Origin of the sequence: Agrobacterium vitis, from assembly GCF_014926405.1 — a bacterium.
Classification (GTDB): domain Bacteria; phylum Pseudomonadota; class Alphaproteobacteria; order Rhizobiales; family Rhizobiaceae; genus Allorhizobium; species Allorhizobium vitis_H.
The window spans coordinates 125,617-138,652 of sequence record NZ_JACXXJ020000005.1 but is presented as its reverse complement, the minus strand read 5'-3'; the positions used below and the strand labels follow the sequence as shown (position 1 = coordinate 138,652).

12 protein-coding genes are annotated in these 13,036 nt (G+C 58.3%); 7 read left to right on the top strand and 5 right to left on the bottom strand.

Translation table 11 applies throughout. The features are described 5' to 3' along the window. Nucleotides 1-3: 3 nt before the first annotated feature. The 3 genes from IEI95_RS11745 to IEI95_RS11735 form a co-directional block, all read right to left on the bottom strand. Nucleotides 4-1,044 carry a LacI family DNA-binding transcriptional regulator gene (locus IEI95_RS11745; protein WP_156533673.1) on the bottom strand — a complete coding sequence of 347 codons (1,041 nt, stop codon included), beginning with the start codon at nt 1,042-1,044 and terminating at the stop codon, nt 4-6. A gap of 240 nt (nt 1,045-1,284) precedes the next feature. After that, nucleotides 1,285-2,862 (bottom strand): DHA2 family efflux MFS transporter permease subunit, encoded by a 1,578-nt coding sequence (locus IEI95_RS11740; RefSeq protein ID WP_194416462.1) that lies wholly within the window; start codon nt 2,860-2,862, stop codon nt 1,285-1,287. Between the two features lie 36 nt (nt 2,863-2,898). Continuing rightward, entirely contained in the window at nt 2,899-4,164 is a 1,266-nt protein-coding gene (locus IEI95_RS11735) for an HlyD family secretion protein (protein WP_234934216.1), read from the bottom strand. A 161-nt stretch (nt 4,165-4,325) separates the two neighbouring features. Between IEI95_RS11735 and IEI95_RS11730 the strand changes: the two genes are divergently transcribed. The 3 genes from IEI95_RS11730 to IEI95_RS11720 all read left to right on the top strand — a co-directional run bounded on the left by IEI95_RS11730 (nt 4,326) and on the right by IEI95_RS11720 (nt 6,757). Then, nucleotides 4,326-5,018, top strand: a complete 693-nt coding sequence (locus IEI95_RS11730; protein ID WP_156533671.1) for a TetR/AcrR family transcriptional regulator — start codon at nt 4,326-4,328, stop codon at nt 5,016-5,018. A 115-nt stretch (nt 5,019-5,133) separates the two neighbouring features. Continuing rightward, a complete protein-coding gene (locus IEI95_RS11725; protein ID WP_156533670.1) occupies nt 5,134-5,898 on the top strand; it encodes a TerC family protein in 765 nt (254 codons plus the stop codon). 133 nt (nt 5,899-6,031) lie between these two features. Then, nucleotides 6,032-6,757, top strand: coding sequence for a sulfate transporter family protein (locus IEI95_RS11720; protein WP_194416461.1), 726 nt, complete (start codon nt 6,032-6,034; stop codon nt 6,755-6,757). Here IEI95_RS11720 and nth read toward each other — a convergent pair. Beyond that, complete coding sequence (gene nth / locus IEI95_RS11715) at nt 6,737-7,501, bottom strand: endonuclease III (RefSeq protein ID WP_156533669.1); 765 nt, start codon at nt 7,499-7,501, stop codon at nt 6,737-6,739. The genes IEI95_RS11720 and nth overlap by 21 nt on opposite strands. 44 nt (nt 7,502-7,545) lie before the next feature. Between nth and IEI95_RS11710 the strand changes: the two genes are divergently transcribed. The 3 genes from IEI95_RS11710 to IEI95_RS11700 all read left to right on the top strand — a co-directional run bounded on the left by IEI95_RS11710 (nt 7,546) and on the right by IEI95_RS11700 (nt 10,779). After that, nucleotides 7,546-8,028, top strand: a complete 483-nt coding sequence (locus IEI95_RS11710; RefSeq protein ID WP_156533668.1) for a DUF2244 domain-containing protein — start codon at nt 7,546-7,548, stop codon at nt 8,026-8,028. 81 nt (nt 8,029-8,109) lie between these two features. Beyond that, nucleotides 8,110-8,997 (top strand): bifunctional helix-turn-helix domain-containing protein/methylated-DNA--[protein]-cysteine S-methyltransferase, encoded by an 888-nt coding sequence (locus IEI95_RS11705; RefSeq protein WP_156533667.1) that lies wholly within the window; start codon nt 8,110-8,112, stop codon nt 8,995-8,997. Between the two features lie 789 nt (nt 8,998-9,786). Next, nucleotides 9,787-10,779, top strand: a complete 993-nt coding sequence (locus IEI95_RS11700) for an alpha/beta hydrolase family protein (protein WP_156533666.1) — start codon at nt 9,787-9,789, stop codon at nt 10,777-10,779. Between the two features lie 85 nt (nt 10,780-10,864). On the opposite strand, the gene IEI95_RS11695 is transcribed toward IEI95_RS11700, so the two are convergent. Continuing rightward, nucleotides 10,865-11,842, bottom strand: coding sequence for a sugar-binding transcriptional regulator (locus IEI95_RS11695; protein WP_194416460.1), 978 nt, complete (start codon nt 11,840-11,842; stop codon nt 10,865-10,867). 211 nt (nt 11,843-12,053) lie between these two features. Between IEI95_RS11695 and tal the strand changes: the two genes are divergently transcribed. After that, nucleotides 12,054-13,010, top strand: a complete 957-nt coding sequence (tal, locus tag IEI95_RS11690; RefSeq protein WP_015917185.1) for a transaldolase — start codon at nt 12,054-12,056, stop codon at nt 13,008-13,010. The last annotated feature ends 26 nt before the right edge of the window (nt 13,011-13,036 follow it).

Below are 13,036 nucleotides of genomic sequence, written 5' to 3'. Positions count from 1 at the left end.
CTGTTATCGCTGTTCTTGCTCTGGCAGATTGTCTTTGAGAAATATGTCGAGACGAATACGTTCCTGCGCCGCCAGCACAGCCGCGCCATCGGCCTTGGCCTTCAACACCCGGATGGCGCTGCGCACTTCATGTCCGGCGTCCTGGTTCAGCACCGCATCGATCAGTCCAGACATCAGCGCCGCTCTCGTCACCGGCGTCAATTCATGAGCGATCACCAGGGGGCGACGGTCGGCATCCAGCCGCTCCAGTGCCGCGATCAAGCCGCGATTGCCTGCACCCAGACTGTAGAGGCCGGTTATATCCAGCGATTGCGAAAACAGATCGTGCAGCAGGGTTTCGACATGATGCGGATCGTCACGGCCTTCCAGCACCGGCAGCAAGGTCAATTGCGGAAATTCAGCAGCCATCACGGCGCGAAATCCCTCGAACCGGTCGCGGTGGTCGCGCACCAGCATCGACCCGGCGACAATTGCAATGGTCCCTTGCCGTCCGCCGGTAAACCGGCCAAGCAGGCTGGCTGCCGTGCGCCCGGCAGCACGGTTGTCTATGCCGACAAAATGGTCGCGCTCGGCACCGCTGAGATCCGAGACCAGTGTCACCACCGGTATGCCAGCACCACGCAACCGCGCGACCGCCGCAGCCACGTCCGGCGCATCCACCGCCACCACGGCCACGCCAGCGGGTTGGCGGGCCGCAGCATCGTCCAGGGCCGCAACCAAAGAGGCTGCATCGAAAGCTGCAACATCGATAATATCGATGCGGGTTCGCTCCATGCCAGCCCGGCTGGCGGCGTCGAGCACTTGCAGGCGCAAACCGTGCATAAAGGAATTGTCATTGGCAGGCAGGATGAAGATGAAAGGATAAATCCGGCCTTTGGCCAGATTGGCCGCCGCCAGATCCCGAACATAGCCAAGCACGCCGACGGCGCTTTCCACGCGGGCGCGGGTCGAAGCACTGACGCCAGTGCGATTGTTCAAAACCCGGTCCACCGTCGCCAAACTGACGCCCGCCCGTGCCGCAATGTCATGAACCGTCGGCTTCATCACCACATCTCTCTGTCAGGATCTGACCTTTATCCCATGACCCGGCATCCGTAAATGATTTTTTGATGTACGTACATCAAGGCGGAGCAAAAAAAGGCCGCCAGGTGAGTGGCGGCCAAGTTTTCTGCGGTGGATCGCGGGAATTAATGACTAGGTAAAACCTCTACCTAACCAGAATGACGGGGGGTCTTTTACCCGACGAAGCCTTGACCTGCTTTCTCTGGCGGAAAGTCAAATCAATTAGTGCGCCGCATCGGCGGGCACGGCACCTTCAGGTTTTTTTATCATCGTTGAAAGTACCGTTAGCGCAATAAACAAGATTGTGATCCCTAAAAATACATCCATAAACGCCATGATCCATGCCTGCTGATTGATCATGCCGGACAGCTTTTTCAAGGCTGCATTATCACCATCAAGGCCATAAAAGGCGTAATTGGAGGAGACCGTTTCGAGCCAGCTCATCGCCGCCGACTTGCTCCAGGTCACATGTTCGACCATGTATCCATAATGCTCGTCGGTGCGCCGGGTCAGCAATGTGTTGATGATCGCCAGCCCGACAGCGCCGCCAAGATTTCGTGTCAAATTGTAGAGGCCGGACGCATTTTTGATCCGCTCGGGCGGCAGAGTGCCAAGGGCAATATTATTGATTGGCACCATGCAGGTCATTAAAGAGCAGCCACGCAGGATCTGCGGCACCAGCAAGTCATAAAAATCCCAGTCAGCGGTCATGCCGGTTATCATATAGGTGCCAAGCGCAAAGCTGGTAAAGCCGCACGCCATCATCAACCGCGGGTCCATTTTCGTCGACAATATGCCGGCAATCGGCGCAGTCAGGAACATGGCAAGACCCGAAACAAACATTGTTTCGCCGATCATCAGGCTGTCATAGCCGCGCACCCGTGACAGATAGAGCGGATAGAGATAGGTCAAACCATAGAGGCCCATGCCCATGACGAAGGAAAATAGCGATCCGAAGGCAAAATTCCGATTGGAAAAGGCCCTGAGATCGACCACTGGCTGCTCGCAGGTGAAGGCACGGTAGAAGAACACCACCCCACCCAACGTCATCAGGAGGGCGCCCCAAACGATGCGCTCGTCGTTAAACCAGTCCTTGTTATTGCCCTCTTCCAGAACATATTCCATCGCCCCCAGAAAAAGCGCCATGGAAAACAGGCCCCACCAGTCGAACTTCGCCAGCAAGGATCTGTCGGGCTTGTCAAAGTCTACGAATGTCCAGACCACGAGCGTTACGATAATGCCGGGAAAGATGTTGATCAGGAACAGCCAGTGCCAGGACATGGCATGGCTGATATAGCCGCCAACCGTCGGGCCGATGGTCGGCGCAAGCGTTGCGACAAGGCCGATGATCGGCGAAACAATACTGCGCTTGGAAGGCGGAAAAATCGTAAACGCCGCGGCAAAAACCGAGGGAATCATGCCGCCACCGATGAAGCCCTGGATAGCGCGGTAGATGATCATCTGCTCGATATTGGTGGCGGTCGCCGCCATGGCGCTGGCAATGGTGAAGCCAGCCGCAGCACAGGAAAACAGCACCCGTGTCGACACGATCCGTGCCAGCATCCCCGATAGCGGGATCATGATCACTTCCGCAATCAGATAAGAGGTCTGCACCCAGGAGACTTCTTCGGAACCGGCCCCGAGGCCAGCCTGGATTTCGGAAAGCGAGGCCGAGACGATCTGAATGTCGAGGATCGCCATGAACATGCCGAATACCATCGCCAGAAAGCCGATGACGTCGCGCCGGCTTGGCATTTGCGCAACCGCATCCGGTCCGGCCGTGATTGCATTGTCCGTCATGATCTTGCCTCGAAATCCGTGCCTTGGCCGTGCTGATTACTTCGCGTCAGGCGCCTTCGGCGCGGTGCGGGTGTCGATATCGACCACAACACTCAGGCCCGCACGCAGATAACCCTTGTCGAGTATCTCCTGCGGAATGGCGATCCGCACCGGAACACGCTGGATGACCTTGGTGAAATTGCCCGTGGCGTTTTCCGCCGGCAGCATGGAGAAGACCGAACCGGACCCCGCGGCGATCGAGACGACCCTACCTTCGAAGGCATGCTCATCATAGGCATCCACATGCACCCGCACCTTCGAGCCCGGCACGATACCGGAAAGCTGCGTTTCCTTAAAGTTCGCATCGATATAGAGACGGCCAATCGGCACCAGTGAGGCAAGCCGCTTGCTGCTCGACACGAGATCGCCGACCTGGACGCCCAGATTGCCGATCACACCGTCATAAGGCGCGCGCAGCACGGTGAAATCCAGATCGCGCTGCGCCTTTGCAACGACCGTTTCTTCTGTCAGCACGCCAGCCTGCGCCTCGGCTTTCTGGGCCTTAAGGACGGCAATGCTTGAAACGGAGGAGGCAACGGCGGCAACCGCAGCATCCACATTGGCCTGGGCGACAGCCAGCGTCGATGTTGCCGTGTCCAGCTCCGACTGAGACATCACGGACTGGGCCCGCAAATCCGTGACGCGCTTGAAGGACAATTGCGCCGTACGCAACGTCGCCTCGGCGGATGCCTGCTGCGCCTTGGACTGCTGAAGAGCCGCTTCGCCGCCCTGCACCTGCGCCTCGATGCGCTCGACCGTCAGCTTCTGCGTGGCGAGCTGGCTCTTGGCCTGATCGAGCGCAATGTGATAATCGCCGCCATCGAGAGTGGCGATCACGTCGCCCCTCTTGACATGATCGTTGTCGGTCACCGAGACCGACTGGACATAGCCGGTCACCTTCGGGGTGATCACCGCAATGTCGCCGCCAATATAGGCGTCGTCGGTGGAGATCATGAACCGGCCCTCGGTCCAGTAATTGTAACCGTAATAGCCCGCACCCGCCAAAACGGCCAGCGCGATGACCGGCAGCGCAAAGTTGCGGCGCTTCTTCGGCGGGGCCTGCCCTGCGGCGGGCGCCACCTTCGCGGCGGGCGATGCGGTTTCAGCCCGCGCCTTGGCGTCGCGTGCCGTGGCGTCACCTGTCACCGGATCGGAACCCGCCTCGCCGGTCACGCCTTCATCCAAGGCGGAACGCTCCTGATCGACCGATTGATCCTGTGCATCGACGGCGCGGATCGCGCCCTTTCTGGGAGAAACAGACATAACGTCACCATACAACAAAGGCGGAAACAATCGAACGGAACCGTTCGGTTCGATTTGACATAGGCCAATTCATACCGCATATCAAGTGAACAAACGAGTGCCGGCCATCTAAAGTTAATTTTTGTGTTGCAAATGCCCCATATGAGCGAAGACACCCGAGCATGACAGTCGTCGACGATGAAAAACCCGCCCAGGCCGCTTCAGGACGTTTCGCCGCAGGTGAAGATCCGGCCAAGCGCGACCAGATCCTGGATGGCGCCAAACGGGCCTTCATGAAGCATGGCTTCGATGCGGCCAGCATGAACGATGTCACCCGGGAAGCCGGCGTATCCAAGGGGACGATCTATGTCTATTTCCAGAGCAAGGAAGATCTGTTTGCCGCGCTGATCAACAATCAGAAGCAGAAATTTGCCGCCGCTCTGCGCGATATTCTGGCGGACGAGATCGACCTGCACAATGCGATGCGCAGTTACGCTAGGGCATTTACCGATTATATCCTTACCAGCGAAATGATCCCCGCCATGCGCATGCTGCTGGCCGTTCAGGACCGCATGCCTAACCTGTGTAAGAGCTTCATGCAATCTGGACCGGAAAACGTCCGCACGGTCCTGGAGGATTATCTGGAGGTCCAGGTCAAGGCCGGGCGTCTCGACATAGCCGATACCGAGCTTGCCGCCCGCCAGTTCATCGAACTGGCCACCGGCGCCTATTTCAAGAAGCGACTGTTCGGTGAAATCGAAGTGCCGCCGCCGCAGGCGGAAATCGACTATATCATCGACAACGCCCTGCATATTTTCATGCTCGCCTATGATCGCAAGACCAAAAGCGGCCCTGAGGCACAAGCGGCCAACTGAGTAATCACCACCACAAGGTTAATGGTCATATCACTTGGCTTGCCGCCCTTGCTGATGCGGTATCGGCTCCCTATTTGTGTCGCAAAGCGCTTTTTGCACGGGGGATATCGATTTTATGCAGGACTTTACCTATTTGCTCAGCGATCCGGCGGCCTGGATCGCTCTTGTGACGCTGATCGCCATGGAAGTGGTGTTGGGAATAGACAATCTGGTCTTCATTTCCATTCTCACCAACAAGCTGCCGGAGGGGCAAAGAGACAAGGCCCGCAAGATCGGTATCGGTCTGGCGCTCGTCATGCGCCTCGGCTTGCTCGGCACCGTCGCCTGGATCGTTCAGCTGACCACACCGGTCTTCACCCTGTTTGGCCATGGCTTCTCCTGGAAGGACTTGATCCTGATTGCCGGTGGCCTGTTCCTGGTCTGGAAAGCCACCAAGGAAATCCACCACAGCGTCGATCCCGTTGACAAGGAAGGCGATTTCATCGGCACCGCCACGACGACCATGGGGGCTGCTATCGGCCAAATCCTGCTGCTTGACCTGGTGTTTTCAGTTGACAGCATCATCACCGCCGTCGGCATGACCGAACATGTGGTTATCATGGTCATCGCCGTGATCTTCGCCGTCACCGTCATGCTGCTGGCCGCCAACCCGCTGGGCCGCTTCATTGAGAAAAACCCGACCGTGGTCATGCTGGCGCTGGGCTTCCTGATGATGATTGGTATGACGCTGATTGCCGATGGCATGGGCTTCCATGTGCCGAAGGGCTATCTCTACGCCGCCATGGCCTTCTCCGCCCTTGTCGAAGGCCTCAACATGATGGCACGTCGCAAGAAGCAGGCGACGAAAGCCGAGGACGCGGCCCGCAAGAAGCTGCATTGACATTGATCGAGAGAGCAAGGGGCTTCCCTTGCTCTCTTAACTCTTGCCCTCTCAACTCTTGCACCGCGGCATTCCGCCTCCCACATCCTCACCGTTCTGATTTGTCGTTCTGGTCCTGCCCTGGGAGCTGCCTGTGATCTTTGATGCCGCCATGCTGTCGCTGCGCAATCTGTTTGCGCCGGAAACCCGTTCGGTGTTCTGGAAAGTGCTAGGCTTGACGCTGGCCGCCCTGGCCGGACTGTGGCTGGCGCTGCGCGAACTGTTCATTTTCTATCTCTGGCCCTGGTTTGCCGGATTTTTCCCAGCAACGCCCGATTGGGCTGGCTGGCTGGTGCTGATCCTCGGCATTGTCGCCAGTATTGGCCTGGCATTGGTGCTGGCGCTGCTGTTGGCGCCGGTCACGGCCATCATTGCTGGCCTGTTTCTCGATGATGTGGCCGAAGTGGTGGAAAAGCGGGATTATCCGACCGATACGCCCGGCACGGCCATGCGGCTTGGCGATGCCATTGTCCAATCGCTGCAATTTTTCGGCATCGTTATCATCGGCAATCTCATCGCCTTCATGCTGCTCTTCGTGCCGGGCATCAACCTGATCGCGTTTTTCCTGGTCAACGGCTATTTGCTGGGCCGGGAGTTTTTCGAATTCGCCGCCATGCGGCTGCGCCCGACCATCGAAGCGCGGCAATTTCGCGCCAAGCATTCCGGCACGATCTTTCTGGCCGGACTGGTGATAGCGGCGTTTCTGGCAATCCCGATCCTCAACCTGCTGACGCCGCTGTTTGCCGCAGGGCTGATGGTGCATCTGCACAAGATGCTGTCGGTCAAAGACCCGCAGTTTTCAAAGGATCTGCGGCGGTAGCTCCACCAGGGGTGCTGGCACATCGCAGGTCTTTTCCGGCGATTTGCACAGATCGGCAATCACGCAGCGCTCGCATTCCGGCTTGCGGGCCTTGCAACAGTAGCGCCCATGCAGGATCAGCCAATGATGGGCATGGAAGAGATAGTGCGTGGGGATGATCCGCATCAGGATCTCCTCGATCTCATCGGGTGTCTTGCCGGGTGCCAGCCGGATGCGGTTGCCGATCCGCAGGATATGCGTATCAACAGCCATGGTCGGAATGCCGAAGGCCATGGACATCACCACATTGGCAGTCTTGCGGCCAACGCCGGGCAGCGTCACCAGTTCCTCGCGGGTTTTCGGCACCTCGCTGCCGAAATCGTCGATCAGCTTCTGGCTGAGCGCGATGACATTCTTCGCCTTGTTGCGAAAAAGCCCGATGGTCTTGATATAGTCACGCACCTTATCTTCGCCCAGCGCCACCATTTTTTCCGGCGTATCGGCCACGGCAAACAGGGCGCGGGTCGCCTTGTTGACCCCCGCATCGGTTGCCTGCGCCGAGAGCGCAACGGCAACGACAAGGGTAAACGGGTTGACATGCTCCAGCTCGCCCTTCGGCTCCGGGCGCTGCACGGAAAACCGCCGGAAGATTTCCTCCAGTTCGGCCTTGGAATAGGCGCTGCGGACCGCGACCTTTCGTCCCGCTGGCTTGGGCTGAGAGCTAGAAGAAATTGACTTTTTCAAAGTTTGCGTGCTGGATTTCATGGTTCTGTCATGGTCTGGTAGGTTTGAAAAGAAGGATGGCGTCCATGGGCGAGGTTGCCGATCAACCGATTTTCGCTGCCGAACTGGTACCCTATCGGTCGCTGGGCCGAAAGGGGTTTCGCATCCTGCTGATGCTGTCCGGCCTGGTCTGTGTCGGCTATGGCGGGTTTTTCCTGACGACCGGCGCCTGGCCAATCGGGTTTTTCTTCGGTCTGGATTTTCTGCTGCTCTATGGTGCCTTCCGGCTGAATTACCGCGCCGCCAAAGCCCGCGAGGAAGTCACGGTATCGCGCACCGCCATCTCGATCCGCAAATTCACCCCCTCGGGACGGATGACCGAATTTCGCTGGAACCCGTTCTGGGCGCGGTTCTTTGTCCGCCGCCACGACGAATTCGGGATCATCTCGATGTCGGTGCAGGGGCAAGGCCGGGCCACCGATGTCGGCTCCTTCCTCAATCCCGACGACCGGGAAAGCTTTGCCAAGGCCTTTCGCGGTGCCTTGGCGACGGTAACGCAGCGGATCTGATGTCTATCACCACATGGCAAGAAACGGGTGGCACGGCACGGCCTGTCATGGTCAAGTCGCCTGAGCCAAAGGAAGAGTGCCATGACCACATTTGCCCGCAGTTTTGAAACAGGCGCCAGCGACATCACCCCCGAAGGGAGCGATTACCAGACCGTGCGCCGGGTGATCGAGATGCTGACACTTGACTATCGGGAGCAACCGGCGCTGGAAACCATTGCCGAGCGGCTTGGCCAATCCCCCACGCAATTGCAGAAAACCTTTACCCGCTGGGCTGGCCTGTCGCCCAAGGCGTTCTTGCAAGCTGTGACGCTGGATCATGCCAAGCGGCTGCTGGGCCATGAAGGCCTGCCCTTGCTGGAAGCCGCGCTGGAGCTTGGCCTGTCCGGGCCGGGCCGGTTGCATGACCTGTTCGTCAGCCATGAAGCGATGTCGCCGGGCGAGTGGAAAGCCAAAGGCGCGGGCCTGACCATCCGCCACAGCTTCCACTCATCCCCCTTCGGCCACGCGCTGGTGATGGTGACGGATCGCGGCTTGGCAGGCCTCGGCTTTTGCGATCCGGGCGAAGAAGCCGCCTGCTACGCCGACATGGCCGGGCGCTGGCCGCTGGCCAATTTTGTCGAGGACCCACTGGCCATCGAACCCTATGTGACCAGGATTTTCGACCCCGCCTGCTGGCAGGCCGAACAGCCGCTCCGCGTCGTCCTGATCGGCTCGGATTTCCAGGTCCGGGTCTGGCAAAGCCTGCTACAAATCCCGCTCGGCCGCGCCGTCACCTATTCCGACATCGCCCAAAAGATCGGCCAACCCACCGCCAGCCGCGCCGTGGGAGCAGCAGTGGGACGGAACCCGATTTCCTTCGTGGTGCCGTGTCATAGGGCGCTGGGGAAGAGTGGGGCGTTGACGGGGTATCATTGGGGCTTGACGCGGAAACGGGCGATGCTGGGGTGGGAGGCTGGGCAGGTGGGGTGAGTGGTGGATGGCGGATGGCGGATGGCGGATGACGTCCGATGCTGCCCCTTGCCCCTAAACCGACGTCGTGGTTACACCTGAACCGGAATTAGCAATACTCAGATAGATGAGTGACTGTATGTGGGGAATGTGAGTGAGTTTTCGAAGCCGACGCTTTTCCAGGAATGCAATCATTATATTATTGGCCGCCGGGCTTCCTTTTGCGTACTTTTACTATCTTATCGCCACTGACTACCGCCAGGACCCGGCAAGGGTCGCCTTCATCATGAACATCTCGGAACTGCCACAGTCGGTTCGAGACATCGAATGTTCAGCAACTGCCATCACCGACCTAATCGTAACTTGCGCGTTTAGAATTAACCCCGAGGACTTTCAAAGCCTCGTGAGCGGGTGGCATTTCAAGAGTGACAGAGTTTCCGGTGATGGAAGAGATTACGGGACGGATGCGAAAATAGGTCCATCTTTCGATGCGGCGGTACGGTACTTCGTTTACCCAGACAGCTTCAAAAAAGGTGGCCGTGTCGATCTCGTGACGAATAGAGACCAGACTATGGTTGTCGCAAACCGATACGAGGAATGAAATCCGCAGTGGCGACAATGAGGGCGCAAAGTACACGTCCTCTCCTCACCCCACCAACCGTAACAATTCCCTGGGCGCCTCCTCGTCCTTGATTGGTGTATTGCAGCAGATGCGGAACATAGTGGCGCGGTAGAGACTGAGAAAGCGGGGGGGTAGGAAGAACAATCAATTTGTGATGAGATATTAGGTGCTCGCTTTATGGAGGCTCCATGCCAGTTGGCTTTAGAACAGGCTCTAGTTTCGATCCCCTGCGATTGAATTGGGATGGTTCTGGTCCGCGTCCACTACCATGGACCGCTTGGTATCCGACAGACGAGAAGTCGTCCGCTCATCCTCTCGTCGAGAAATCCTGGTTCAGGAAACAACCCGTTGCTGTCAACGCGCAGATAGCGCATGCGGACGGGACGTTGCCGCTTGTTCTATTGTCGCACGGAACAGGCTCCACAGCCGCTGGTTTGGAATGGCTTGGCTTCCGGCTGGCCGAGCAGGGCTTTGTCGCGTTAGCGGTGAACCACCACGGACATACGGCCTTCGAACCTTTTCGCGCAGAAGGGTTCCTCTGCATGTGGGAGCGCGCGAAAGACCTGACAGCTATTCTCGACGACCCCAATTGGCGCAACGAACTACGAGTCGAAACCGGCGATCAAATTTTCGCTGCGGGCTTCTCAGCCGGAGCGTATACGGCACTTTTACTGTCTGGAGCGCGTATCGCATTTTCACAGTTCGAGCCCGACAACCCGGAAAAGAGTCCGATCCGTGGGCCGCGAGAATTTCCAAACCTCGCCGATGAACTGCCGAAACTCTTTGAAAACCCGGTTTTTCGAAGGTCTTGGGAGCAAAGGCGCTCAGACTTTTCGGATCGCAGAATCCGTGCGGCATTCGCAATTGCTCCGGGTCGTTCCGTGCTGGGTTTCTCTCAGGATAGTCTTCAGGCTATCAACAAACCTGTCCATCTGATAGGCGGTGACGAAGACACTGTTGCGCCACCAGACCAGTGCTGCAAATGGCTGTTCCAAAATATTCCGAATTGTAGATATGAGATTTTGACGGGAGGTGTCGGTCATTACACCTTCCTCCCGGAAGGATCTGAGATAGGACGAGAAGCCGCACCTGAACTGTTTATGGATGACGCAGGGTTAGACCGAACCGCAATCCACGATTACGCCGCAACATTGGCAGCGGAATTCTTCAGGTCTACATAGATTGGAAACTATTAAAACGCTCTTCGGGCTATGTGGCATAGCAATCGCGCCGCCAAGCGAGATCCTCAAACGACCCTGTCATTTCTCACCCCACCAACCCCAACAACTCCCGCGCCGCCGCCTCGTCCGTAATAAGCGTGTTGCACCCGATGCGGCGCATGGTGGCGCGGATGGCGATGGCGCGGTGGGCGCCGCCGGAGGCGATGACGATGTGCTTGGCTTTTTTCAGCGTGTCGAGATTAACTGACATGACCCGCTCGTTGATCGGGTGGGAGACCGAGCGGCCTTCGGCATCGAGGAAGTTGAACATGGTGTCGCAGACGCAGCCAGCCTCGATCAGTTCGTTCAGCGTGGCGCGGCTGATGAAGCCTTCCGACAGCGAGGTGGATTGCGGGCGGATATCGCCGCAGGAGACCACGGCGAGATCGAGATTTTCGGCGAGGTCATAGAGGGTTTTCAACCCGCAATCCTCAATCAGCGCCCGTTTGGTGGCGACGCTATCGACCAGCAGCGGGGCCAGGAACATATAGCATTCCGCCCCCAGTTGGCTGGCGAGCCGCCATGTATAGTCGATGGGATTGGTCTGGTGAACGGCGACAATGCCGCCCAGCAGCGAGACGACCTTGCAATTTTCCCGGCGCGGCGGGCGAAAACCGGCCAGCGACGCCGTCATGGTGCGGCCCCAGCCGACGCCGATGGTTGCATTGTCGGTGACCACTTCAGTCAGGAACTGGCCAAGCGCCAGACCGACGGCGCGGGCGATGCCTTCGGCGTCCTGCCCGGCAGAGGATGGCACGACCACGGCCTCATCCAGGCCGAAGGTGTTTTCCAGCTTGACCGCCAGTTCGACGCAATCGTCGATGCCTTCGGCAATCCAGATCTGCACTTCGGAGCGCTTCAACGCCTCATCCAGCAGCCGGATCACCGTCGAGCGGCTGATGCCGAGCCGTTCGGCCACATCCTTCTGGGTCAGTCCCTGGTTATAATAGAGCCAGGCAGCCCGAAGCCGCAGCGATGCCGCCTCCGAATAGCTGCTCTGGGTCTCCCGGCGAAGCTTGACCACGATGCGAATTGTCCCCTGTTTTCCGTCTCCTGACTATCGCAAGCCATGCAACATTTGTCAAATCCAACGGACAAATGTCTTGACTTAATGCCCTTCTATCCCGATATTCAGATCAAAGGACAAAGGATATGGTCCCCAGGTCGCAAAGACGTGTAGGAACGCAAATGCCCGTCCAGTGTTCATTTAATATGTGACATGAAGGAATTGCCTGATGACTTCGAAACTCGAACAGCTTCGCGCCATGACCACGGTTGTCGCCGACACCGGTGACATTGAGGCCGTAACCCGCCTGAAGCCGGTGGATTGCACCACCAACCCGACCATCGTGCTGAAAGCCTTGGGCACCGACATGTTTGCCGATGCCTTCGAAGAGGCGATCAAATGGGGCAAGGCCAAGGGCGGCGCCTCTGATGCCGTAACCGAGGCTATCGCCGACAGGCTGGCGATTTCGGTTGGTGCGGCGCTCGCCAAGATCGTTCCGGGCCGGGTCTCGACCGAAGTGGATGCCGATCTGTCCTTCGATACGCAGGCCTCGCTCAATAAGGCCCGCGCCATCATTGCGCAATATAAGGAGCGTGGCATCGAGAAGGATCGTATCCTGATCAAGCTCGCCTCGACCTGGGAAGGCATTCGCGCCGCCGAAGTGCTGCAAAAGGAAGGCATTGACTGCAACCTGACCCTGCTGTTTTCCAAGGCCCAGGCCATTGCCTGCGCGGAAGCCAAGGTGTTCCTGATTTCGCCTTTCGTCGGGCGTATTCTCGACTGGTACAAGAAATCGACCGGCGAGAACTACACCTCTGAAACCGATCCGGGCGTGGTGTCGGTGCGCCAGATCTATAATTTCTACAAGGTCAACGGCATCGAAACCATCGTCATGGGCGCGTCGTTCCGCAACGCGGGCGAGATTGAAGCTTTGGCCGGTTGCGACCGGTTGACGATCAGCCCGGCGCTGCTGGATGAGCTGGATGCGGCGACCGGCGATCTGCCCCGCGTGCTCTCGCCTGAAAAGACCACGCCCGATCCGCTGGTGTCGCTGGATGAAAAGGCGTTCCGCTGGGCGCTGAACGAAGATGCCATGGCGACGGAAAAGCTGTCGGAAGGCATTCGCGCCTTCGCCAAGGATCTTGGCACCCTGCGCGGCATGGTGGCAAAGAAGCTGGCCGCCTGATTTCGACGATATCTTGAGGAAAAGGG

Bases quoted from the DNA above. Each gene is read 5' to 3' on its own strand.
- IEI95_RS11745 (WP_156533673.1), bottom strand. From the start codon at position 1,044: ATGAAGCCGACGGTTCATGACATTGCGGCACGGGCGGGCGTCAGTTTG.
- IEI95_RS11740 (WP_194416462.1), bottom strand. From the start codon at position 2,862: ATGACGGACAATGCAATCACGGCCGGACCGGATGCGGTTGCGCAAATG.
- IEI95_RS11735 (WP_234934216.1), bottom strand. From the start codon at position 4,164: ATGTCTGTTTCTCCCAGAAAGGGCGCGATCCGCGCCGTCGATGCACAG.
- IEI95_RS11730 (WP_156533671.1), top strand. From the start codon at position 4,326: ATGACAGTCGTCGACGATGAAAAACCCGCCCAGGCCGCTTCAGGACGT.
- IEI95_RS11725 (WP_156533670.1), top strand. From the start codon at position 5,134: ATGCAGGACTTTACCTATTTGCTCAGCGATCCGGCGGCCTGGATCGCT.
- nth (WP_156533669.1), bottom strand. From the start codon at position 7,501: ATGAAATCCAGCACGCAAACTTTGAAAAAGTCAATTTCTTCTAGCTCT.
- IEI95_RS11710 (WP_156533668.1), top strand. From the start codon at position 7,546: ATGGGCGAGGTTGCCGATCAACCGATTTTCGCTGCCGAACTGGTACCC.
- IEI95_RS11705 (WP_156533667.1), top strand. From the start codon at position 8,110: ATGACCACATTTGCCCGCAGTTTTGAAACAGGCGCCAGCGACATCACC.
- IEI95_RS11700 (WP_156533666.1), top strand. From the start codon at position 9,787: ATGCCAGTTGGCTTTAGAACAGGCTCTAGTTTCGATCCCCTGCGATTG.
- tal (WP_015917185.1), top strand. From the start codon at position 12,054: ATGACTTCGAAACTCGAACAGCTTCGCGCCATGACCACGGTTGTCGCC.